This window comes from Flavobacterium litorale (genome assembly GCF_019613795.1).
GTDB lineage: Bacteria > Bacteroidota > Bacteroidia > Flavobacteriales > Flavobacteriaceae > Flavobacterium > Flavobacterium litorale.
Window position 1 is genome coordinate 2,004,494 of sequence record NZ_CP080429.1, and the last position, 21,982, is coordinate 2,026,475.

A 21,982-nucleotide genomic window follows, 5' to 3' on the forward strand; every position below is an offset into this window, starting at 1 on the left:
TTTCAGTTTATAGTTTCTTATTTGTCAATCAAAAAAAGGCTTTGTTCATTTAAAAGTAAAAGGTTATGAAACTATTCTCGCTAGTACTCTCTATTATTGTGTTTTTTATATCCTTGTATTTTTTCTCGGATAAAGTATCAGAAATTTATAGTCTGAACGATTTTATTTATGTATCGTTATTAGGCATATTAATGACAATATGTATAACAGGCATAATTATTAACTGGGATATTTTAATAAAAAATAAAAAGAACAAACTCATGTTGTTTGTTTCAAATAATTTCTCTAAAAAAACAAAAAGACTCCAATAACGGAGTCTTTTTATTTTAAGGTACTTTTTTTATAACCAATTACAAGTAACACTATTATTTTCCATCTTTATCTACTACGGGGCGTTCGTCACGATTAGCCAGTTCCCAAGCAGTTACAAAAGCAAGTTGTGCACGTTTTGCTAATAAGTCGTATTCAATTTTATCGGGCGTATCTGTAGGTTGGTGGTAGTCGGCATGTACACCATTAAAGTAAAATATAATTGGAATACCTTTTTTTGCGAAATTGTAATGGTCTGAGCGGTAATAAAACTGATTGGGGTCGTTTCTGTCGTTAAACGTATAATCCAGTTCTAAATGGGTATATTTAGCATTAGCAGCCTCATTAATATTGTGCAAATCCGTACTCAATCTGTCCGAACCAATAACATATACATAGTTCCCATTGTTTTTATGCTCAACATCCCTACGACCAATCATATCAATATTTAGGTTAGCTATGGTGTTTTTTAGCGGGAATAGTGGATTTTCGCTATAGTAGCGCGAACCGTGCAAACCATACTCCTCTCCAGTAACATGCAAAAATAATATAGAGCGTTTTGGTCCGTAGCCTTCTTTTTTGGCTTCCATAAATGCCTGAGCAATTTCTAGTAACGATACTGTACCCGAGCCATCATCGTCGGCACCATTGTATACCTCGCCATTTTTCATACCAACATGGTCGTAATGTGCCGATATTACCAATATTTCATCTGGTTTTTCGGTACCTTGTATAAAAGCCCATATATTTTCGGAGTCGTTTAAACGAGGGCTAAAATTACGCACCATAAATTCCGAAGGTACTTTTTGGTAAAAACCATCTGCAATTGTAGGGTAAGAGATGCCGTTTGCCTCGTATTGGCTTATTAGGTATTTTCCAGCGTTTTTTTGCCCTTGTTGCCCCGTGTCGCGCCCTTCCATTTCATCAGAAGCTACTATGTACAAATGCTTTTCTAAATCAGCAGGCGTAATAGTATTCATGTATTTTGCAACATCTGCTTTTGCATAATCTTTATGCTGTGCAAGCTGTGTGGTACTACACGATAGTACAAATAGTGATAGTGGCAGCAACAATATTTTTTTCATAGAAAATTTATTTTAGTAAATATATTACTTAATCTTAATTGTGCAAAAAATAAAAAGCCAGAGTATAAACTCCAGCTTTTTATTTTATTTTTATATCTTTTGATGATTATGGTTTTAGTTTATCAGGATGATAAAGTACAATATCTTCCATAAGACTGACTATTATTTTAGGTCCGAATTTCATAAGTGCAGCAACCTGAAGTTTGTAGTATTTCTCATTTTCTAAACGGTCTTCCTTCTGTGCAGTTAGATATATCTCCCATTCTGATTTTGCCTCCTCAATATTGGTAAAAGTTGTCACAAAATAATTTTTTTCAATCCATGGTATAGGGTCTAATGCTATTTCAGAAATGTCACCTTTGTAATTCATTTTCCTAAAAAATTTATTCCTTAACCTTGCTTTTCTTTTATACGATTCGGTATCAAGTTGATTCAGATAAAGCGATTTTAATTCTTTGTAAACTTCATCGTACGAACCAATATTTTCCAAAGTTGAGTCTTGCTTTTTCAAAATATGGTAATAAGGCGAAATTTCTTGAGAAAAAGCAACGCTGCTACATATTAAAAATAAAAAGAAGCAGATAAAATGTGATTTTTTTAGCATTGGATATATTTTAATTTTTTAGATAGAAAAGCCAGAGTATTAACTCTGGCTTTTTATTACTCAAAGAGCCAAGGATTGGTGGTTCTTTGGTGGTTTGCTCTTACATCTTTTACCACATCTTTAAACACATCAATATGTTTCATTATAAACTCTCCGTAATATTTATGATATTCATAATTTTCTTTCCAATCTATCATTTTTGCGTCTATATAGGCTTGCCATTCACTTTCTGCTTCCTCTATGCTCGAAAATTCTGTTCGGTCAATATTCTCTTTTACCCAAGTCAAACCACGTAACATTATATCAAAGTCATTACCATTATAGTTCATTTTTTTTTTGAACTCATAAGACAGCCTTCGCATTTTTAAATTAGGCTCTGAACAATAATAATTTAAAAACTTCTCATAAAACTCCTTATACTTTGCGTTATAAATGCTATCGGTTTTTGTAGTTGTACTTTCAGTTGTTAACGATTGTGAGAAACCGTTACCACAACCACAAAAAAGCAAAGCAATATATATTAATAGATTTTTTTTGTACATGCACGTTAATTTTTGAAGTTACAGGCACGCAAGAATGCAATCAGCGTATGTTTCCACAGCTATTCCAGTTTGTATTTTAAATAACGTAGTTGCCGTAGCTATTGTAGCCGAAAAAGCGGCACCGTTGCCTGTGGCAACGTATTCGGTAGCTCCGTTTATCATTGAATTCGTCAAGGTTGTTTGTGCATTTTCAACTGTTAAGTCGAGAACATCTCCACAAGCCTCCATGCAGGGGTTTGAAGCGGGTACTACGTCTGGTTCGGGTAATAAAACAACAAAATCTTGTGTTTGAGAGCCTGCTAAAGTCTGGAAAAATAATTGATTGTCTGTAATCAACTGTTCTCCCGATTTTTTAATACTATTCCACTCTGTTTCGGCTTCTGTATAGTTGTTAAAACTTGTAAGCGCTATATTGGTATTTATCCAGCCCAGTAGTTTTGCTTCGGTATTAATTTGAGCGGTATTGCCTGTAAAACGCATTTTAGCGGTAAACAATTTAATAGCAGCATCATAATCAGTATACCTTTTTGATGCCGTCATGGCTTGGTACAGGGGTTTTAGGTTGTTGCCTGATTTTGCTTGGTAATTGTTAGTAACAGTGGTGTTGTTGTTTCCGTTAGTAGTTGTTACATCTTCGTTATCATTAGAACATGATACAAAGAAAAGTAGCCCAAAGATGAGCAAAGAAATTTTTTTCATGATGAATTAATTAATTGGATGGCGCTTACTTTCAGTATTTTATATCCCTGTTTCTGCTTGTCGGATAATTATAGCAAAACAAATATAAATGATAAATAATATAATTAACAAAAAATAATTGTTAAAAAAATATAATCCTATTCGTTAAGGGTTTCGTTTAAAAATAACATTAAGTGTTCCCAACTTCTTTTGTTAGCAATATCGTTATATGCAGCACCTTTTGAGTTGTCTGTTCCCAATTCCGCTTCGGTAAAAGCATGTACTGCATTGCCATAGTATATCATTTGCCAATCGGCATTACCATCGCGCATTTCTTGCTCAAAGGCTTCTATTTCTTGTCTCGATACATATGGGTCGTCAGCACCATGCAGTACTAATACTTTCGATTTTATCTTTTTGTTTTCTCTATTAGCATCTTTACCCAAGCCACCATGAAATGATACCACGCCTTTAACAGCCATTTTTGCTCTTACTACTTCTAGTGCTCCTGTGCCACCAAAACAGTACCCTATTACTACAATATTTTCGGGGCTTGCACCTTGTTTAATAAGCTCGTTCATAGCCAGCATAATACGTTTTTGGTACAGTTTGGGGTTGCTTTTGTAGTAACCTGCTCTTTCGCCTGCTTCTTTAGTATTAGTAGGGTAGTTGCCTTCGCCATATATGTCGGCAATAAAAGCATAGTACCCTAATTGGCTTAATTGTTTTGCTACTCTTTTGGAGTGGGCATTAATGCCTCTCCAGGCTGGGAGTATTAGTATGCCAGGTGTCTCGGCGGTGGGGTTTGCTGGGGCTATACCGTAACCATTTAATTTCTGATTTTCATCGTTGTATGGTACAGCTTTTAGTTGTGCATTGGTTTGTAAACTCATGGTTAGCAGTGTAAGTAGTAGTAATGTTTTTAGTTTCATAATGTATTTTTAATATGATAAATATAAATAAGAAAGCCTTTATACACAATGTATAAAGGCTTTTAGTATTCGGATGCATATTTACTAATGTTATGCGTGTTGCTCTTCGTGCTTTCCTTCTCTTATTTCCTCAATTAGTTTAGCATTAAAGGCATCTAAATCTTCAGGGCTACGGCTTGTTACAAAACCTTCGTCTACTACTACCTCTTTATCTACCCATTTTGCTCCTGCATTTTCTAAATCTTTTCTGATTGATGGGAACGATGTAAGTTCTCTACCTGCTACAACTTCCGCCTCAATTAACAATTGTGGTGCATGGCAAATTGCTGCTACAGGTTTTTTTTGCTTAAAGAAATCTCTTGTAAAGTTTACAGCTTTTTCGTTTCGTCTTAACAAATCGGGGTTGGCTACACCACCTGGTAATAACAGCGCATTATAGTCTGATGCAGATACTTCATCTACTGTTTTATCTACAGGGTAAGAATCTCCCCAGTTTTCGCCAGACCATGATTTAATGCTTCCGTGATCTAAACTTACAATGTGTGTTGTCCAACCTTGCTTGTCTAGTTCTTGCTTAGGCGATTTTAATTCACTTTCTTCAAATCCATTTGTTGCTAAAATAGCTACTTTCTTGCTCATTATTTTAAATTTTTATGGTTAGTAAATAATTACAATACAAAACTACTAACTAAGTGGATAAACATGTTTTAATGCTCTACTAAAGTTCTACTAATGTTTGTTAATGTATGGTTTGAGCGATGTAGATGGATTAGTATAGTAATAAAAAAGCACCGTAGTAGTACGGTGCTTTTTTGGCTGAATGTTATATGTTTTTATCCTCTTGATCTTGAAGACGAGTTTCGGTTACTTCTGGATGAACCGCTTCGGGTACTGCTAGAGGATCTCGATGTTCCGTTGTTAGATGACCTTGTAGTGGTTGGTGTAGTACTGCGTCGTGTGGTTGTTCTTGAGCCAGAAGTATCTGTTCTGTTTCTTGAGGAAGAACTTCTCGCGTTTTGATTTCGGTTTAACGAACGTGAGGTACTAGTGTTATTACTATTTCTTCTTGAAGATGAGTTGCGAGTTGTAGACGAATTTTGGTTATCTGAAGAACGTCTGGAACTATTAACACTATTACGGTTTATATTGCTATTTCTAACCGAATTGGTTCGTGTAGCATTGGTATTTGTACTTCTGGAAGAACTGTTATATGTATTTCGTGACGAACTTGTTCGGGTACCTACGCTGTAGCTGCCTCTGCTTTGTTCCAATACATATCTGTTATTAAGGCTTGTTCTTCTGGCAAAAGCCCTGTCAGGGTATTGTCTTTCGTAAGCATTTGCTCTTCTGGAATTGTGCAATGCAATGGCACGACTACTACGTCTGTTATACACATAATTGTACCTGTTTCTGTTATTTATATGTATGTGTAAATTGTTTCGGTATCGGTACACGGGGTAGGGGTTCCAATAGCTATAATAGGTAGGGTAGTAGCCCCAATACCAAGGCGAGTAGTAAGGGCGGTAGCTGCTTACCCAAAATACATCGTATATTAACGGTCGGTTTACATAAACGGGTTCGTAAATATAATTAGGTCCATACATATACACATCGCCAACTACTTGTACGTGTACATTATTTTGTCTGTCACGCTCCACTTCAATAGTAGCTACATCCTGAAAGGTATCTATACCTAGTACCGATTGTAGTATTATTAAGTGGGTGTTGTTTTCGGTTACCTCAATTACACGCAAGTAGTCAACTCTGTTATCATTATTTAAATCTAAGTTCGATATCTGTATGTTAGGGTCATTGAGCTTTCTTTCAAAATCTTCTAAATCCCTCGAATCTCCAAATATCGATGCAACGGCAGTTAAATCTAGATTATCACTAATATCATAACTATTTGCCGTTACCGTAGTAACATCTTGTGCAAAAATTTGATTTACAAAAAGTAAAGCAAATAAGGCAATATAGTTTATTTTCGTTCTCATCGTTGTGTTATTTTAGTGCCTTAAAATTCAGTTTTTGTGTTTGCTATCTATAACTTTCAATTACTGTGCCACTATTTTTTTATTATCTTTACAATTCATTGTATCACTAATAAATTCAAGGGTTTTAGTTAAAAATAATACATATGGAAATTGTTAAAGCCTCCTTAAAAGATGTCGTTCTAATAAATAAACTGGCTAACCAAGTTTGGGAGCCAACCTATAAAGATATATTATCTGCCGCTCAACTGGAATATATGTTTGGTATGATGTACAGCCCGAAATCAATTACAGCACAGCTCGAAGTAAAAGGGCATGAGTTTTTGCTGATTAAAGATGATAAACAGTATTTTGGTTTTGCATCGTACGAGCTTAATTGCAAACCAAATACTACCAAAATACATAAGTTATACGTGTTACCCAACTTGCAGGGAAAAGGTATTGGTGCGCAATTGTTACGAGCTATAGAGCGCGAAGCCAGTAAAGTGGGTAATACTATTGTAACACTCAATGTAAATCGTTTTAATACAGCTCTTAATTTTTACAATAAAACGGGCTTTGTAAAAGTAGGAGTGGAGGATATAGATATTGGTAGTGGATATTTAATGGAGGATTACGTTATGGAAAAGGAGCTACGATAGCTATTTGTTTTATACCATATTACATTATAAACCCAAAATTTTATTTGCAGCACTAAATTATAACTATGCAAAACAACAACAGTACTATAAAATTACTTTCCAGCGAAACATTATCGGATAGCTGGGGAGAACTCAACAAGGTTAAGTTTGAATACCAATTAAAAGATGGTACAATACAAGAGCAAACTCGAGAAGTATACAACCGAGGTAACGGGGCAGTAATTTTATTATACAATACCACCAAAAAAACCGTAATACTTACTAGGCAATTGCGCATACCTACGTGGTTTAATGGAAATACCGATGGTATGATGATTGAAGCTTGTGCAGGAATGTTGGATGATAAAAATCCAGAGGAATGTATTAGAATTGAAGCAGAGGAGGAAACAGGCTATACCCTTAGTAAAGTTGAAAAAGTAATGGAGGTATATATGTCTCCTGGATCGGTTACCGAGATATTATATTTTTTTGTAGCAGCTTATGCTGACACTATGAAGACTAGTGAGGGTGGTGGTGCCGAAAATGAGCAGGAAGACATTGAAGTATTAGAAATTCCGTTTGAAGAAGCGAAGGCAATGATAACTAATGGCAAAATTAAAGATGCTAAAACCATAATTCTGTTGCAATATGCCCAAATTCATGGCTTAGTGTAAATAATTAATACCTTAGTAAATAACTATTGCTTGTTTATTTTTAGAAACTGCGGTTTGATGCCAATTTTTTTAAAGATTTAGGCATAATATTCAATATAGAGTTTACCAATCATTAAATTAAGTTTGTGCTTATAATCGTCTATAAGCCATTGCTTGTAATTTTTGGTAGTTTTTGCCAGTAGTTTTGCATATTGCTTTACGCGGTATTCAATATCCTGCCCTAGTTCTTTAGCTAGTTTCCGTGCTTCGGGTATACTCTCTGTATTTTCTAGGCACATCATGGCGTGCTGTCGTATGGATTTTTCTATAACCGTTCGTGGTTTTCGTTTTTCATCCATTGCAAGTGTATACTCCTCTTCCATATCAAAGTTAATATCATCGGTATTTTTAAACTTCTCCCTAACATCATCGGGCATAACATATACGTGCTGATTCTCGATATCAGTATCTGTACGAATGTTCTCTAAAAACCGTTCAGGGTGTTTAAAAATATACTGCCAGTCCACAGGGTCGTTCCATAAACCAAACCGCTGCGCATTGTTCCCCAAATCAATAACCGTAAAGGTTTCTTTGTTTGGAAGTTTACGCGAACCTCTGCCAATCATCTGGAAATATAGGGTTAACGATCGTGTGGCTCGGTTAAGTATAATAGTTTCTACCGTAGGCTCATCAAAACCTGTAGTTAATATGGATACTGATGTTACAATAGCATTTGGCGTGTTTTTAAACCAACTAAGTATGTTTCTGCGCTCCTCTTCGGGCGTTTTATTATCTAAATGCCTTATATCGTATCCTGCAGATTTAAATGTTTCGTATACGTATAACGATGTATTAATACCGTTATTAAATATCAGTGTTTTTTTATTTTTAGTTCTGTTTTCGTACGATTGTAGTAATAAATCTTGCATGCCCGTGCGCGAGTACAGTTCGTCTGAAGAGCTTACGGTGTAATCGCCATTAATACCAAGTTTTAATGATGTTAACTCTACATCGTAACCATACATTGCTGCTTTAGCAAGATACCCTTTATCTATTAACGACTGTATGGGCTCGCCCACTATAAGCTCATCGTATGTTTCGTACATTGGTAAATCAATGTTAGAGCTTAAAGGTGTTGCTGTAACCCCTAAAAAAAAGGAACTCTTAAAATAAGCAAACAGTTTTCTAAAAGAGTTATAGTGTGCCTCATCTACAATAACAAGCCCTACATAATCCATTACGAATTTTTTATCCTTAAGTCGATTATTTAAGGTTTCCACCATGGCTACATAACACGAATAATCTTCATGGTCATCCAAATCCTTAATATTGCTATCTATAACCTTATTTTTCACGCCAAAGCTTTCCAGCATTTGCGATGTTTGCTTGCTAAGCTCTATTCTGTGCGTTAGTACCAGTACTTTTTGGTTGTACTTTTCAATATAGCGTCGGGCTATTTCAGAAAATATTACCGTTTTACCACCTCCTGTAGGCAATTGGTAAAGTAAATGATAGTTGTTGGCACGTCCTTCAAACTTATCAAATATGGCATTAATATCTTCCTTTTGGTAGTGGTACAGCTCTTTCCTGTCCTCGGCGTTTTCTTCTATTTGCATAAAGAGATGTGATAATTTTCAAAAATATATATTTTAAATACATATTCACGTTCATAAAATCATAATTCTTAGTTATGGATTGATTTTTTTACAGATGTTAAGGTAATTGCTAATTAGGTTAGCATTATTTACTCAAATACTGCTTCTTGAGGAATAGAGTAGGTGCAATTAACGTTTTAATATAAAATACATTGTAAAGCTAGGATTATTTAAAGGTTAAAGCGTGCTTTATAAATACAGTATTAACGCATATATTTGTAGAACTTCAAAAAAAATATAACATGGCAGGCAATACATTTGGTACATTATTTAAGCTTACAACCTTTGGCGAATCGCATGGCGAAGCACTGGGGGGTATTATAGATGGTTGTCCTGCAGGTGTAACTATAGACATTGAAGCCATACAACATGAATTGAATAGGCGCAGACCAGGGCAATCGGCTATTGTAACTCAACGTAAAGAGCCTGATGCGGTACAATTTTTATCGGGTTTGTTTGAGGGCAAAACTACAGGGACACCAATTGGCTTTACCATACCTAACGTAAACCAAAAAAGTGCCGATTATTCGCATATTAAAGAGGTGTACCGACCATCGCATGCCGATTATGTGTACGACCAAAAATATGGAATACGAGATTACAGAGGGGGTGGCAGAAGTTCGGCACGCGAAACGGTAAGCAGAGTAGTGGCAGGTGCTATTGCCAAGCAAATGTTACCCGAAATTAGTATTAATGCATTCGTATCATCAGTAGGTGAAATTTTTATTGATAAACCCTATCAAGCCTTAGATTTTAGTTTAACAGAAACAAATGCTGTACGTTGCCCCGATATTGCAACTGCTAAAAAAATGGAGGAACATATTAAAGAGGTTAAAAAACAAGGCGATACCGTAGGCGGTACTATTACTTGCGTACTTAAAAATGTTCCTAAAGGTTTGGGAGAACCTGTTTTTGATAAACTGCATGCCGAACTGGGCAAAGCAATGCTATCCATCAATGCTGTAAAGGGTTTTGAATATGGTAGTGGCTTTTGTGGTGCTAAAATGAAAGGTAGCGAACATAACGACTTGTATAATACAGATGGCACTACAAAAACAAACTTATCTGGAGGCATACAAGGTGGTATTAGTAATGGTATGGATATTTACTTTAGGGTTGCCTTTAAACCCGTAGCTACTTTAATGCAAGCCCAAGAAACAATAAATACGAATGGCGAAATTGTAACCATGCAGGGCAGGGGTAGACACGATGCCTGTGTTGTGCCAAGAGCAATACCAATAGTTGAAGCGATGGCTGCACTGGTGATTGCTGATTATTACCTTATGGCGCGTTCGGACATCTAAAGCACGAAACTCATAATTTGTGTAATAAAAGTTATTGATTTTAACAATCTGAACAATAGTTTATTCCATGCTAGCATACCAAAAGAGGTGTTGTATAATATGATATAATTGAACTAATTAAAAAATAACTCATTACCTTAACTCATACATATACAGCTATTAATTTATTTGCTAGCACCCATTATTGCTAACATTATAGTGGTACTAAACTATTTTTTTAGTATTTTTGAGTTTTACAAAAAACTTTAAATCATAAATCAAATGAAAAAACAATTACTTACTGGAGCTTTAGTATTAGGCTCATTATTTACTGCTAATGCGCAAGTGACACTATTTGAAGATAGCTTTGAAAGTTATGACGATTTTATAATTGAAAACATAGGCGATTACAGCCTTATTGATGGAGATATGGCTGTGTCATATGGTGTTCAGGATGTTGAGTTTACAAATGCAACATATGTAGGGTCGTTCATAGTCTTTAATCCTTCACAAACAACCCCTGCCCTTACTGATGGATGGGAACCTCATACAGGTAATAAAATGGCTGTATGTTTTAATGCCTTGCCTGATACCAACCCATCAGGTCCAAATGATGATTGGTTAATTTCTCCGCAAATTACGTTATCATCTGCAGGTAACATGCTTTCAATGTGGGCAAAATCAGTTACTGACGATTTTGGTTTAGAAAGATTTAGCGTAGCAATTTCTACTACAGGTACTGCAGTTGAAGATTTTACAGTTATATCAGAAGGTACTTTCCTTGAGGCACCAGTAGAATGGACGGAATATACCTATGATCTTGATGTATATGCTAATCAACAAGTATATATTGCAGTACATTGTACATCTAACGATGCATTTGCATTATTTGTTGATGATATAACTGTTACAGCTGATGTAGCTTCTATCGAGGATAATCTATTATCTCAATTTACGGTGTATCCTAACCCAGCTACAGACGTAATAACCATTACTAATGCTGCTAGTACACCAATTGACAGTGCTACTATTACAGATATTAACGGACGTACTGTAAAAACTGTAACGTTTAGTGGTGTTGCAGAAACACAAATTAACATTGCAGATCTTGCTGTTGGAGTATATGTACTTAACATAGAATCTAGCAAAGGTACAGCTACAAAGAAAATAGTTAAAAATTAGTATTCTTACTAATTCCGTAAAAAAGCAGGCTTTTAAAGCCTGCTTTTTTTTTATATTAACATAATAAAAATTGCATCGGTATAATTTTTTACTATTTTTGAAAAAAATTAAAAACTATTACCATGAAAAAACATTTACTAATAGGAGCTCTTACTTTGGGTTCTTTTTTAACAGCAAATGCTCAAGCTGATTGTGCTAATGCAATTGCGATTGCGGCAGACGGTACTCAAACTGCTGGAGCGATTACTGGAACTTACGGAAACAGTTGTTTTGGAGGTACTATGAATAGCCAAAACCCACAAGGAGCATTACAAGCTAACTGGTACAGCTATACGCCAGCAGCTAACGGATTGTTAACAATCTCTTCTGCATTAGATGCTAACCCTACAGCAAGTACAGATACAAGACTTTCTGTATTTACAGGTACATGTGATGCACTACAGTGTTACAATGGTGCTGATGACGTATCTGGTGATGATTTCAGAACTACACTTACAATACCTGTAGAAGCTGGAGTTGTGTACTATATTGCTTGGGATAACAACTGGCTTTCTACAGGGTTTGATTTTTCTGTTGCTTTGGAAGCTGCTGATTGTTTAAGCCCTAATACCTTAGCTGTTAACGATTTTACTGGAATAACAGCTTCTTCTGCTGCTTTCGATTGGACTGCTGCCATTGGTACACCTGCTAACTACGATGTAAAAGTAGGTGCTCTTGGATTTGATCCTGTGAATGATGCTGCAACAGATTTCTCAACAGCTACAAACTCTTTAAGCCTTTCAGGTCTTTCAGTAGATAACAACGGTACATTAGATGTGTATGTAAGAGGAAACTGTGGCGGTTCTCAAGGTACTTGGGTAGGTCCTTACAGATTATATTTAGCAGCTACTTCTAACTACACCAATGGTTTTGATGAAGCGGCTTCTGGAAGACTAGATGGTTTCACAGTAGAGTCAGCTTGGAATGTACTTACAAATGCACAAGTTAATGGTGCAAATCCTGCTCACCAAGGAGACGGATTCGTATTCACTAACGCATTAACTACTGGTCCTGCCAATGCATGGATGTTCTCTAGAGCATTAAGTTTACAAGCTAATCAAGAAGTAACATTAAGCTTCTTTACATCTATAGCTAGTACTAATGCTACGGCTATGATGAATTTAGATATTACTTTTGGTAATGCACCTACAATAGATGCTCAGGGTGTTCCTGTACAGTCACTTCAAATTAGCGGTGCTACTTTTTCAGAGCAGACAGTTAGCTTTACTCCTACAGAAGATGGAATATACTACATAGGTTTCCACCAAAACTCTCCTACGGCTGCTACTGCTGCATCACTTGTTCTGGATACTGTAAGTATTTCAGGTCCTACAGCTAATGTAGTTGATGTAGATGCTACTGAGTTTGCAGTATATCCTAACCCTGCTACAAACGTAATTAATGTTGCTAACGCTAACAATTCACTTTTAAGTGCTATTAACATCGTAGATCTTAACGGTCGTACAGTTAAATCAATGAAATATGACGGTGCTACACAAGCACAAATCAATATCTCTGATTTAGCTTCAGGTGTTTATATCATGAACATAGCTTCTGATAGAGGTACTATAACTAAAAAGATTGTTAAAAACTAATCAGTTTTTATACTATAATAAGTAAGCCCCGCTTTAAGCGGGGCTTCTTTTTTGAGGTATCTGTATACAAATGAAAATCCCCTGATTTATCAGGGGATTTTTTATATTATTACAAAAATTTAGCTTTCATTTCTGGAGTAGGTATCATACACGCCTCTTTTTTGCCATACCATTTGTAGCGGTTTTTGGCAACATAATCATAAACACGATTATTTATCCCTTTTGGTAATATTAAAAACAACTGCATTAATTTATAAATAACGCCCAATTCCGAAGCTATTTTAATAGCAGCTTCCGCCTTATAGTAATACGCTTTATTGGGCTCGTACAATATTATAGAGTCTACTTTAGAAGTATCTATACCGATATGATTAGTTATTTCTTGTCCTACTTCCGATTGCAAAGCTACAAAGCGGAAAATATCCTTATCATCTCTTTTAATAACGTATTGTACTGCCGAATTGCATAAATTGCACACGCCATCAAATAGTATTACTTTTTTATCTTTTGGCAATTCTTTCAATTCCATAACTAAAAAATTGACATTCTTATTTCTTAACCGCTTCTACAAGCTCTAAAGCATCAATACCCACTTTAGATGTAAATATACCATAATTAACAGTAGCTTTATTACGCTCTATACTATCTAGCGTTCCTACTGCTTTTCCATCAATCATACGTACCCTATCGCCAACTTTAAGTATAGCTTTAGGTTTCTCAATAGGCTTTTCTTTCTTCTTTCTTTCCTTTTTAACCTCTCGTATAACTTCAACTTTTTCTTTTACTTCGGCTACTATTTTTTGTTGCTGTACTTGCTTTACCTTTTTTTGTTTTACTGTTAGCTTTTTACGTTTCGAGTTTTCAATTTCAACCATTTTCAGGAATTCGCCAATAAGCTCCTTCTTATTTTTATTGTTGAAGTATTTTTCGCTAATATCATCCAACTTTTGCCCCATATATATTAGGCGTTGGTTAGCATCGTACAACTCCTGATAGCTTTCCAGCTTTTGCTGAATTTTACTATTTATGCTCTCCATTTTTTTGCTCTCCTCACGTGCTTTTATTTCCTCCTCTTTAAGGTTGAGCGATGTTTTTTCTAACTTAGAGCGCTCTTTTTGGAGTGTTGCTATAGTTTTATCAAAGCGTACTTTGCCCTTTTCTATTTTCTTTTTAGCCCGATTTATAAGCCCATATGGGATACCATTTTTTTGTGCTACCTCAAATGTAAACGAGCTACCTGCTTGCCCTAGTATTAACTTGTACATGGGTTCTAACGATCGTTCGTCGAACAACATGTTGGCATTGGTAGCATAAGGTAACTCATTGGCTAGCATTTTTAAATTGCTATAGTGTGTTGTTATAATGCCAAATGCTTCTCGGTTATAAAACTCCTCCAAGAATGTTTCGGCTAATGCACCGCCCAATTCGGGGTCAGAACCTGTACCAAATTCGTCAATTAAAAAAAGTGTTTTAGCATTACACTTCTTTAAAAAGTAATTCATGTTTTTAAGCCGATAGCTATAGGTACTTAAATGATTCTCTATGGACTGGTTATCACCAATGTCCGTCATTATCCTATCAAACAAAAAGGTTTCACTACGCTCATGCACAGGTATTAATAAACCGCATTGTAGCATTAGTTGTAATAATCCTATTGTTTTTAGTGTAATACTTTTACCTCCTGCATTGGGTCCTGATATTACTATAATCCTGTTATCCTGCCTTAGTTCAATAGTTTGTGGGTAGGTAGGCTCTTTTTTTTGCTTATTGTTTAGGTAGAGTATAGGGTGGAAGGCATCCCTAAAAAACAACTTCTTTTCTTCGGTTATATTGGGTAAAAGCCCATTAATACGCCTTGCGTACTTTGCTTTGCTAGCAATAACATCTACATCAGTTAAAAACTCTTGATATTCTTGTAAAACGGGTATGTATGGGCGTGTTATGGCACTAAGCTGTAGTAATATTTTTTTTACCTCTTCTTTTTCCTCATATTCGTAATTACTCAATTCGCGCGAGTAGCGTAACGTAGTTTCAGGTTCTATATACGTAATACTTCCTGTTTTTGAACTACCGAGTATTGATCCTTTTACTTTACGACGGTACATGGCTAAAACAGCAAGCACGCGACGATTTTCGACAACGCTTTCCTTTATATCGTCCAGATATCCTAAACCGTTATAATGGCTTAATGCCGATGTAAAGCTTTGGTTTATCCTGACCTTTACTTCATTCATGCTTCGACGAATTGCTTGTAATTCTGGCGACGCATCGTCTTTTATCTCTCCAAATTTATCTACTACTTGCTCTATGCTTTTTACAAGCTCTTTAGCATATTCTACCGTTGTACTTCTTTTATAGAGGTTGGGATAGTATTCGTTAAACTTTTCTAGAAATTTAAGTAATGTATTGGTAGTTTCTGATAGTGCTGCAATTTTCCTAAAGGCAGGTGCCTCAAGGTAACTATCTTCTATCGCTAAAAACTTTAGCTCGTTATTAATCGCCTCAAAACCATGATTGGGCAGTGCATTATTATTATCAAACGACGAAACATACTCTGATGTTTGCTTTAACGATTGCATTAAAAGCTCCTTATTTTTGTAAGGTGTTATTTGTAGTGCTTTTTCTTTTCCGAGTTCAGTGTTGCATCCTTCTGCAACGGTTTCGAGCACTGTATTAAATTCTAAATCGTTTAATGTCTTTTGTGTAATACTAATCATTAGTGTATGCTAAGCAAATTTTATGCAAAAATACTACATATTTGTACTAGCTGCACATTTGGCAGTAAAGTTTAAGATAGCTTTATTACTACAAAACGTTGTAAAAACTATATTTGTAGGTAAATTTTAAGATTATGAATGTTGCTATACATCCTTCGTGGAAAGAGGTACTAAAAGACGAATTTGAACAGCCTTATTTTGAAAACCTTATTAGTTTTGTAAAGCAAGAATACACTACACATACTTGTTACCCGAAAGGCAGTACTATTTTTGCTGCTTTTGACCATTGTCCTTTTGATAAGGTAAAAGTTGTAATACTGGGGCAAGACCCTTACCATGGACCAAAACAAGCCAATGGTTTATGTTTTTCGGTTAGCGATGGTATACCTAAACCACCATCGTTAGTTAATATTTTTAGGGAGATACAAGACGATTTGGGTAAACCTGTTCCAGAGTCGGGTAATTTAGAGCGTTGGGCGGAGCAGGGTGTTTTGCTACTTAATGCTACGTTAACGGTTAGGCAGGGGCAGGCAGCGAGCCACCAAGGTAAAGGATGGGAAACATTTACCGATGCGGTTATTAAAAAAATATCTGACGAAAAAAATGATATTGTTTTTATGCTTTGGGGTGGTTATGCCAAAAAGAAGGGTGCTAAAGTGGATAGGAGTAAGCACGATGTATTAGAGTCGGGGCACCCGTCGCCATTAAGTGCTAATAAGGGGCATTGGTTTGGTAATAAGCATTTTAGTAAAGCGAATGGGTTACTTGAAGTTAAAGGAAAGACACCGATAGTTTGGTAATTAGATACTATTGAATTCATATTTAAAATCTACAAGGTTTTATTAACTTTGTATAATACTACCTCTATTTTTACGTACTTTCCTGCGAGGTCTTTGAGACCTTGTAGGTGTTTCTTATAAATGTTGTATTATTGGATTTTTGATATTTAAATATGATTATTTCTGCTTTCCTACAAAGTCTTTAAGACCTTAGAGGTGTTTATGGTAAGCACCGTAACGATTATATTCCCTACCATTTAGATAGTGCTGGATTCATATTTAAAATCTACAAGGTTTTATAAACCTTGCAGAATGATACCTATGTTTGTATTTGGTTTGCTGCGAGATCTTTGAGACATTATAGGTGTTTATGGTAAGCACCGTAACCATTATATTCTCTACCATTTAGATAGTGCTGGATTCATATTTAAAATCTACAAGGTTTTATAAACCTTGCAGAATGATACCTATGTTTGTATTTGGTTTGCTGCGAGATCTTTGAGACATTATAGGTGTTTATGGTAAGCACCGTAACGATTATATTCCCTACCATTTAGATAGTGCTGGATTCATATTTAAAATCTACAAGGTTTTATAAACCTTGCAGAATGATACCTATGTTTGTATTTGGTTTGCTGTAAGGTATTCAAGACCTTTTAGGTATAGTTTGCCAGTATCATTCAAATAGATTTCTTACCATTTAAATGAAACTGAGTTTACACTAAAAATCTAATTCAAAGTTAAAGCACCAAGAATTTCTTCCGACATAAAAGGACCACCAGGGTAGGTGGCAGTATAGTCGAGGTTGAGCCATATTTGCCCGCGTTCGTCTATGTGGTAATGAATTTCTTTTCCACGGCTTTCGTTTACAAAAAGTACTTCTTTAATTAAATAAATAGCTATTTCAAGGTCAGCTTTGTTGCCTACTAACATTTCGGGGTATAAATGCCCTCCTGTATGTATAATACGGGGTGTACCACCTATAGCACGTATACAAGCCGACATGAGTATGGCATGATCATCACAATCGCCCGAAAAGTGCTGTAGCGACTCGCTGGCGTAAGCAATGTATTCCCGTCCTTTAGGATCGTTAACATAATTCCAGCGGTCTCTAATTTCTTTAAATACAGCAAAACATTGTATCATTTTACGTTGTTCACGATACCCTTTTACATCTTTAAAATATTTGGTAGTGGCCGATAAAGCAAAATTCCGAACACGTGGATTGTTATACTCTACGGCATCTATAATTTCCGATTTATTCGGGAAAGGTAGTAGTTTGGATATAATTATATCTTGTGGGTTGGGATTGGCAGACATGGTATATATCATTGCCTGATAATCCTCGAATACGGCTTTAAAGCCATATTCACCAAAAAAAGAGCCGTATACCAACGCTATAAGGTACAAAAAGATACAAATTATTATAACGGTTTTTAATAACTGTAATACTAACTGTATTACTACAATTAGTACTACTACAATAAATATTCTGTCTAAATTAAAAGCCCATTCAGGGTCTATTAAGTTTTGGTGTAAAATAATAAATACTGGTATAGTAATAAGGATATTAAGTACTAGTATTATAATGGAATCCCACGGCTTTTTTATCCGAAGCTTTTCTTTAAATTGCTGAAAAGTAGTGGTTTCCTTTTGTGTCATTTTTACTTAGCTGCCAGTACGGCACATTTATCCTGTAGCTGTATCAAAGATTGTTTTTTGCGTAATTATGTTTAAATCCACCAATTGGTTTTGTACGGTTTCAAACGTATTTTTATCCAACTTACTTTGCGACCATTCTGTAAGGGTAAGCCATTCCTGTATATCCTTTGGTTTTTGGTTATAACGCTTTGCAAGTGTGTTTGCAATATTAGGTATATTTTTAAACTCTCTGGTAGCTTTATTTATTGTAGCTAAAATTGTTCCAATAACCTCGCTATCTTTCTCTAGCACTTCGTTACGTACGGCAATAACAAAGCAGGGCCATGGGGTAGGGCAGTTGCCTACGCGCCTAAAAATGCCTGCATCTACAATAGGTTTTGTCATAAAACGCTCCCACATAAAATAGTCCGCTGTTCCGTTAGTAAGTGCGGTTACAGCACCATCAAGTGTATTTATAACTTCAAAATCCAAGTTATCAGTGTTCCAACCTTGATTTTTAGCATTTACAATAGCCATAAGCTGTGAGCCTGAACCATATCGGCTTATGGCTACTTTTCTATTTTTTAGTTCCGAAATGGATTGATAATTGCTGTTTGCTGCTACGTGAATACCCCATATTAATGGCGATTGTACGTATACTTGTACAATTTTACTGTTATTACCTGCTGCAATATCTTTAATAATACCTTCGGTAAGTATTACGGCAATGTCGGTTTCGCCAGTACGCAACATTTGGCACAACCTGCCCGTACCTTCTGGAACATCATTCCATTCAACATTAATATCCTTATTTTTAAAGGATTCGTTTTCTATACACAGGTGCCACGGCAGGTTAAAGTGTTCGGGTACGCCAGCTATTTTTATTGTTTTCATATACTAAATCTGTACAATTCGTTCTAGAGTATACTCAATTAGGTTGTTTACAACTTTGTACGGGTCGGTACTAAAATTACCCGTAGCCCTATTGGCAATAATGGCATTTAACGATAATGCATTGTGCCCTAACAGAGCCGATAGCCCGTAAATGGCTGCTGTTTCCATCTCTAAATTGGTTATTCTGTTTCCTTTAAAGTTAAAGTTATCCATTTTACTGTTTAAGCTTGTATCCTGAATTTCGAGGCGTAATACTCTGCCTTGCGCACCGTAAAAACCACCAGAGGTTGCCGTTATTCCTTTGTGTATATTTTCGCTGTCCATTAACTCCATTAAAGTTTTGCTGCAGTTTATAGCATAAGGTCTGCCTTTGCGTGCATCCCAATGGGTGTGGTTAATAAAAGCGTCTTCTAAATCAGGTTGCGAAATACCATCCATTGCGTACGAACGTAACATATTATCTAGTCCAAGCCCGTATTCGGACATCACAAAGCTATCTACGGGAATATCAGGTTGTAATGAGCCTGATGTACCCACACGTACAATATTTAAAGATGTAAGTTCTGATTTTGGTTTTCGGGTTTCGAGATTTATGTTAACCAGAGCATCCAATTCGTTTAATACAATATCAATATTATCAGGACCAATACCTGTAGCGAGTACTGTTAGCTTTTTGCCTTTATAGCTACCCGTTTGTGTTTTAAACTCTCGTTTTTGGGTACTAAATTCAATACTATCAAAATGCTGTGTTATTTTCTCAACCCTGTTTTGGTCGCCCACAAAAATAATATTGTGTGCAATATTTTCAGGCTTTAAGTTTAGATGATAAACACTGCCATCGGGGTTTAATATAAGTTCTGATTGCTTTATACTCATTCGTTTTGTGTTGTGTGTATTTAACTCCCTACACGTTTTACTTTGTAACCTTGCTTTGTTAGGTAATCCATTATTTTATCGCGAAAGTTGCCCTGTATTATAATTTCTCCCTCTTTTGCCGAGCCTCCTACACCACAAAGGGTTTTTAGTTTTTTTGCTAGCGCCTTTAAATCATCTTCAGTTCCTTCAAAACCTTTTATAATGGTTGCTATTTTACCCCCTCTGTTTTTTTTATCGAGGTGTGCCTCCAGTCTTTGCTCATTATTTGGTAAGGTCTCTTGTTGTTCATCGTTAGTATCATACTCAAAATCTTCATTAGTTGAGAATACGAACCCTCCGAGATCTTCCAAGCTGTTTATTTTCTTTCCCATAATTCAAATCGTATTTATTTAATTGGATGCGGATGAATCGAATCAGGCGAATTCACATGAATTTTTTTCTTAGCATTACTAAAAATTTTACGAGCGAACTCTGGCTCTTTTCCAAAATTCAGCAACAGTCCAACTTCGCAGTCTGTGCTTTTAAGATAATTTATCAATTGATATTCAAATTCTTCAACAATACATTTCGCAGCCTTTAATTCTAAAATTATTTTGTTATTTACAATAATGTCAGCAAAATAATCGCCTACCAAATGTTCTTTATAATATACCGATATTTTCTTCTGAGCTGCAACATCAAAGCCCCGCTGTTTTAATTCAATAAATAGTGTATTTTGATATACCCTTTCAAGAAAGCCATAACCAAGCTCGTTATAGACATCATAAAATACTTTGAGTATCTCTCCTGTTAAACGTTTATGAAGCATAATATAAAATCAGTGAATATCTGTTTAATTCGTGTTATCGGTGTTCTAAAAAATGACAAAACAAAAAAGCATTAGGCTATATATAACCTAATGCCTTGTTTAATGGTATAAAGTTAATTATTATTTTTTGATTAACCCTAACTCTACCAGGCGTTCGTAAAGGAAATCGCCTGCTGTTATGTCGTCATATTTTTTAGGATTCTCCTCATCAATACAATTATCCAAACAATCCAGCTTCATTTCACTAACAGGATGCATAAAAAATGGTATGGAGTAACGTGATGTTCCCCATAATTCCTTTGGCGGATTTACTACACGGTGTATGGTACTTTTTAGTTTATTATTGGTATGTCTGCTAAGCATATCGCCTACATTAATAACCAATTCATCGGGTTGCGCTATAGCATCGATCCATTCGCCGTTGTGGTTTTGCACTTGTAAACCTTTACCCTGTGCACCCATTAATAGTGTAATTAGGTTAATATCGCCGTGTGCTGCTGCACGTACTGCATTTTTAGGTTCGGTAGTAATAGGTGGGTAGTGTATAGGGCGGAGTATGCTGTTACCTTCGGCTATGTAATCGTCAAAATAAAACTCATCCAATCCTAAATATAGCGCCAAAGCACGTAGTACGTAAACACCCGTTTTTTCGAGCATTTTGTAAGTTTCTTTACCTACCGCATTAAATTTTGGTAATTCATCTACTTTTACATTATCAGGATATTCATCGGCGTATTTAGAGCCTTCTTCAAGATACTGTCCAAAGTGCCAAAACTCTTTTAAGTCGCCCTCTTTACGCCCTTTAGCATGCTCCTTACCAAACGATACATAGCCACGCTGCCCACCAATGCCAGGAATTTCATACTTTTCTTTAGTGGCCAGTGGTAAATTAAAAAAGTTTTTAACCTCGCTGTACAGTTCTTTAACCAGTTGGTCGTTAAGAAAATGCCCTTTTAAGGCTACAAACCCTATATCTTCATAGGCTTTACCGATTTCATTTACAAATTTTTGTTTGCGTTTCGGGTCGTCCGAAAGGAAATCACGCAGATCTACACTTGGAATATTTTGCATAGCTGTGAAAATTGTTAATAACTAAAAC

The 21,982-nt window shown here is 35.7% G+C and carries 23 protein-coding genes; 7 read left to right on the plus strand and 16 right to left on the minus strand.

Annotated features, from left to right (window positions below):
* Positions 1 to 65: 65 nt before the first annotated feature.
* Complete coding sequence (locus K1I41_RS09090; protein ID WP_220640042.1) at positions 66 to 311, plus strand: hypothetical protein; 246 nt, start codon at positions 66 to 68, stop codon at positions 309 to 311.
* Between the two features lie 54 nt (positions 312 to 365).
* Here K1I41_RS09090 and K1I41_RS09095 read toward each other — a convergent pair whose 3' ends face one another.
* From K1I41_RS09095 to K1I41_RS09125, 7 genes are all read right to left on the minus strand, one after another.
* Complete coding sequence (locus K1I41_RS09095; RefSeq protein WP_220640043.1) at positions 366 to 1,394, minus strand: M28 family metallopeptidase; 1,029 nt, start codon at positions 1,392 to 1,394, stop codon at positions 366 to 368.
* Between the two features lie 106 nt (positions 1,395 to 1,500).
* Positions 1,501 to 1,998, minus strand: coding sequence for a hypothetical protein (locus K1I41_RS09100; RefSeq protein ID WP_220640044.1), 498 nt, complete (start codon positions 1,996 to 1,998; stop codon positions 1,501 to 1,503).
* Positions 1,999 to 2,054: 56 nt separating this feature from the next.
* The gene (locus K1I41_RS09105; protein WP_220640045.1) at positions 2,055 to 2,540 is read right to left on the minus strand and encodes a hypothetical protein; all 486 of its coding nucleotides are present in this window, start codon (positions 2,538 to 2,540) and stop codon (positions 2,055 to 2,057) included.
* Between the two features lie 18 nt (positions 2,541 to 2,558).
* Positions 2,559 to 3,239: a hypothetical protein gene (locus K1I41_RS09110; protein WP_220640046.1), complete on the minus strand. Its 681-nt coding sequence runs from the start codon at positions 3,237 to 3,239 to the stop codon at positions 2,559 to 2,561.
* 137 nt (positions 3,240 to 3,376) lie between these two features.
* Complete coding sequence (locus tag K1I41_RS09115; RefSeq protein WP_220640047.1) at positions 3,377 to 4,150, minus strand: dienelactone hydrolase family protein; 774 nt, start codon at positions 4,148 to 4,150, stop codon at positions 3,377 to 3,379.
* Between the two features lie 90 nt (positions 4,151 to 4,240).
* Complete coding sequence (locus K1I41_RS09120) at positions 4,241 to 4,789, minus strand: type 1 glutamine amidotransferase domain-containing protein (protein ID WP_220640048.1); 549 nt, start codon at positions 4,787 to 4,789, stop codon at positions 4,241 to 4,243.
* Positions 4,790 to 4,983: 194 nt separating this feature from the next.
* Complete coding sequence (locus tag K1I41_RS09125; RefSeq protein ID WP_220640049.1) at positions 4,984 to 6,144, minus strand: hypothetical protein; 1,161 nt, start codon at positions 6,142 to 6,144, stop codon at positions 4,984 to 4,986.
* A 143-nt stretch (positions 6,145 to 6,287) separates the two neighbouring features.
* Between K1I41_RS09125 and K1I41_RS09130 the strand changes: the two genes are divergently transcribed.
* Positions 6,288 to 6,782 carry a GNAT family N-acetyltransferase gene (locus K1I41_RS09130; protein ID WP_220640050.1) on the plus strand — a complete coding sequence of 165 codons (495 nt, stop codon included), beginning with the start codon at positions 6,288 to 6,290 and terminating at the stop codon, positions 6,780 to 6,782.
* A 65-nt stretch (positions 6,783 to 6,847) separates the two neighbouring features.
* Positions 6,848 to 7,435 carry a GDP-mannose pyrophosphatase NudK gene (gene nudK, locus K1I41_RS09135; protein ID WP_220640051.1) on the plus strand — a complete coding sequence of 196 codons (588 nt, stop codon included), beginning with the start codon at positions 6,848 to 6,850 and terminating at the stop codon, positions 7,433 to 7,435.
* Positions 7,436 to 7,512: 77 nt separating this feature from the next.
* On the opposite strand, the gene K1I41_RS09140 is transcribed toward nudK, so the two are convergent.
* On the minus strand, positions 7,513 to 9,030 hold the full coding sequence (locus K1I41_RS09140) for a DEAD/DEAH box helicase (protein WP_220640052.1): 1,518 nt from the start codon (positions 9,028 to 9,030) through the stop codon (positions 7,513 to 7,515).
* Between the two features lie 281 nt (positions 9,031 to 9,311).
* On the opposite strand from K1I41_RS09140, the gene aroC reads away from it, so the two are divergent.
* The 3 genes from aroC to K1I41_RS09155 all read left to right on the plus strand — a co-directional run bounded on the left by aroC (position 9,312) and on the right by K1I41_RS09155 (position 13,168).
* Complete coding sequence (gene aroC, locus K1I41_RS09145; RefSeq protein WP_220640053.1) at positions 9,312 to 10,373, plus strand: chorismate synthase; 1,062 nt, start codon at positions 9,312 to 9,314, stop codon at positions 10,371 to 10,373.
* Positions 10,374 to 10,634: 261 nt separating this feature from the next.
* Positions 10,635 to 11,534: a T9SS-dependent choice-of-anchor J family protein gene (locus K1I41_RS09150; RefSeq protein ID WP_220640054.1), complete on the plus strand. Its 900-nt coding sequence runs from the start codon at positions 10,635 to 10,637 to the stop codon at positions 11,532 to 11,534.
* A 122-nt stretch (positions 11,535 to 11,656) separates the two neighbouring features.
* Positions 11,657 to 13,168, plus strand: a complete 1,512-nt coding sequence (locus K1I41_RS09155) for a T9SS type A sorting domain-containing protein (protein ID WP_220640055.1) — start codon at positions 11,657 to 11,659, stop codon at positions 13,166 to 13,168.
* A gap of 109 nt (positions 13,169 to 13,277) precedes the next feature.
* Here K1I41_RS09155 and K1I41_RS09160 read toward each other — a convergent pair whose 3' ends face one another.
* Both K1I41_RS09160 and K1I41_RS09165 read right to left on the minus strand, forming a co-directional pair.
* Entirely contained in the window at positions 13,278 to 13,691 is a 414-nt protein-coding gene (locus K1I41_RS09160; RefSeq protein ID WP_220641851.1) for a thiol-disulfide oxidoreductase DCC family protein, read from the minus strand.
* A gap of 25 nt (positions 13,692 to 13,716) precedes the next feature.
* Positions 13,717 to 15,885 carry an endonuclease MutS2 gene (locus K1I41_RS09165; RefSeq protein WP_220640056.1) on the minus strand — a complete coding sequence of 723 codons (2,169 nt, stop codon included), beginning with the start codon at positions 15,883 to 15,885 and terminating at the stop codon, positions 13,717 to 13,719.
* A gap of 134 nt (positions 15,886 to 16,019) precedes the next feature.
* On the opposite strand from K1I41_RS09165, the gene ung reads away from it, so the two are divergent.
* The gene (gene ung / locus K1I41_RS09170) at positions 16,020 to 16,685 is read left to right on the plus strand and encodes a uracil-DNA glycosylase (RefSeq protein WP_220640057.1); all 666 of its coding nucleotides are present in this window, start codon (positions 16,020 to 16,022) and stop codon (positions 16,683 to 16,685) included.
* 708 nt (positions 16,686 to 17,393) lie between these two features.
* Here the strand turns inward: ung and K1I41_RS09175 are convergent.
* The 6 genes from K1I41_RS09175 to K1I41_RS09200 form a co-directional block, all read right to left on the minus strand.
* Positions 17,394 to 18,326: a transglutaminase-like domain-containing protein gene (locus K1I41_RS09175; RefSeq protein ID WP_220640058.1), complete on the minus strand. Its 933-nt coding sequence runs from the start codon at positions 18,324 to 18,326 to the stop codon at positions 17,394 to 17,396.
* A gap of 27 nt (positions 18,327 to 18,353) precedes the next feature.
* Positions 18,354 to 19,199 carry a substrate-binding domain-containing protein gene (locus K1I41_RS09180; protein ID WP_220640059.1) on the minus strand — a complete coding sequence of 282 codons (846 nt, stop codon included), beginning with the start codon at positions 19,197 to 19,199 and terminating at the stop codon, positions 18,354 to 18,356.
* 3 nt (positions 19,200 to 19,202) lie between these two features.
* Positions 19,203 to 20,075, minus strand: coding sequence for a nucleoside phosphorylase (locus K1I41_RS09185; protein ID WP_220640060.1), 873 nt, complete (start codon positions 20,073 to 20,075; stop codon positions 19,203 to 19,205).
* A 20-nt stretch (positions 20,076 to 20,095) separates the two neighbouring features.
* Positions 20,096 to 20,446 (minus strand): translation initiation factor, encoded by a 351-nt coding sequence (locus K1I41_RS09190; RefSeq protein ID WP_220640061.1) that lies wholly within the window; start codon positions 20,444 to 20,446, stop codon positions 20,096 to 20,098.
* A 14-nt stretch (positions 20,447 to 20,460) separates the two neighbouring features.
* Positions 20,461 to 20,883, minus strand: a complete 423-nt coding sequence (locus K1I41_RS09195) for a GxxExxY protein (RefSeq protein ID WP_220640062.1) — start codon at positions 20,881 to 20,883, stop codon at positions 20,461 to 20,463.
* Positions 20,884 to 21,003: 120 nt separating this feature from the next.
* A complete protein-coding gene (locus K1I41_RS09200) occupies positions 21,004 to 21,954 on the minus strand; it encodes an isopenicillin N synthase family dioxygenase (protein ID WP_220640063.1) in 951 nt (316 codons plus the stop codon).
* Positions 21,955 to 21,982: the final 28 nt, after the last annotated feature.

Excerpts from the sequence above, each read along its gene's own strand:
- K1I41_RS09195 (WP_220640062.1), bottom strand. The coding sequence starts at position 20,883 with ATGCTTCATAAACGTTTAACAGGAGAGATACTCAAAGTATTTTATGAT.
- K1I41_RS09200 (WP_220640063.1), bottom strand. The coding sequence starts at position 21,954 with ATGCAAAATATTCCAAGTGTAGATCTGCGTGATTTCCTTTCGGACGAC.
- K1I41_RS09090 (WP_220640042.1), top strand. The coding sequence starts at position 66 with ATGAAACTATTCTCGCTAGTACTCTCTATTATTGTGTTTTTTATATCC.
- K1I41_RS09180 (WP_220640059.1), bottom strand. The coding sequence starts at position 19,199 with ATGAAAACAATAAAAATAGCTGGCGTACCCGAACACTTTAACCTGCCG.
- K1I41_RS09165 (WP_220640056.1), bottom strand. The coding sequence starts at position 15,885 with ATGATTAGTATTACACAAAAGACATTAAACGATTTAGAATTTAATACA.
- ung (WP_220640057.1), top strand. The coding sequence starts at position 16,020 with ATGAATGTTGCTATACATCCTTCGTGGAAAGAGGTACTAAAAGACGAA.
- K1I41_RS09105 (WP_220640045.1), bottom strand. The coding sequence starts at position 2,540 with ATGTACAAAAAAAATCTATTAATATATATTGCTTTGCTTTTTTGTGGT.
- K1I41_RS09095 (WP_220640043.1), bottom strand. The coding sequence starts at position 1,394 with ATGAAAAAAATATTGTTGCTGCCACTATCACTATTTGTACTATCGTGT.
- K1I41_RS09100 (WP_220640044.1), bottom strand. The coding sequence starts at position 1,998 with ATGCTAAAAAAATCACATTTTATCTGCTTCTTTTTATTTTTAATATGT.
- K1I41_RS09115 (WP_220640047.1), bottom strand. The coding sequence starts at position 4,150 with ATGAAACTAAAAACATTACTACTACTTACACTGCTAACCATGAGTTTA.
- K1I41_RS09190 (WP_220640061.1), bottom strand. The coding sequence starts at position 20,446 with ATGGGAAAGAAAATAAACAGCTTGGAAGATCTCGGAGGGTTCGTATTC.
- K1I41_RS09125 (WP_220640049.1), bottom strand. The coding sequence starts at position 6,144 with ATGAGAACGAAAATAAACTATATTGCCTTATTTGCTTTACTTTTTGTA.
- K1I41_RS09175 (WP_220640058.1), bottom strand. The coding sequence starts at position 18,326 with ATGACACAAAAGGAAACCACTACTTTTCAGCAATTTAAAGAAAAGCTT.
- K1I41_RS09155 (WP_220640055.1), top strand. The coding sequence starts at position 11,657 with ATGAAAAAACATTTACTAATAGGAGCTCTTACTTTGGGTTCTTTTTTA.
- K1I41_RS09130 (WP_220640050.1), top strand. The coding sequence starts at position 6,288 with ATGGAAATTGTTAAAGCCTCCTTAAAAGATGTCGTTCTAATAAATAAA.
- K1I41_RS09185 (WP_220640060.1), bottom strand. The coding sequence starts at position 20,075 with ATGAGTATAAAGCAATCAGAACTTATATTAAACCCCGATGGCAGTGTT.
- K1I41_RS09150 (WP_220640054.1), top strand. The coding sequence starts at position 10,635 with ATGAAAAAACAATTACTTACTGGAGCTTTAGTATTAGGCTCATTATTT.
- K1I41_RS09110 (WP_220640046.1), bottom strand. The coding sequence starts at position 3,239 with ATGAAAAAAATTTCTTTGCTCATCTTTGGGCTACTTTTCTTTGTATCA.
- nudK (WP_220640051.1), top strand. The coding sequence starts at position 6,848 with ATGCAAAACAACAACAGTACTATAAAATTACTTTCCAGCGAAACATTA.
- K1I41_RS09140 (WP_220640052.1), bottom strand. The coding sequence starts at position 9,030 with ATGCAAATAGAAGAAAACGCCGAGGACAGGAAAGAGCTGTACCACTAC.
- K1I41_RS09120 (WP_220640048.1), bottom strand. The coding sequence starts at position 4,789 with ATGAGCAAGAAAGTAGCTATTTTAGCAACAAATGGATTTGAAGAAAGT.
- aroC (WP_220640053.1), top strand. The coding sequence starts at position 9,312 with ATGGCAGGCAATACATTTGGTACATTATTTAAGCTTACAACCTTTGGC.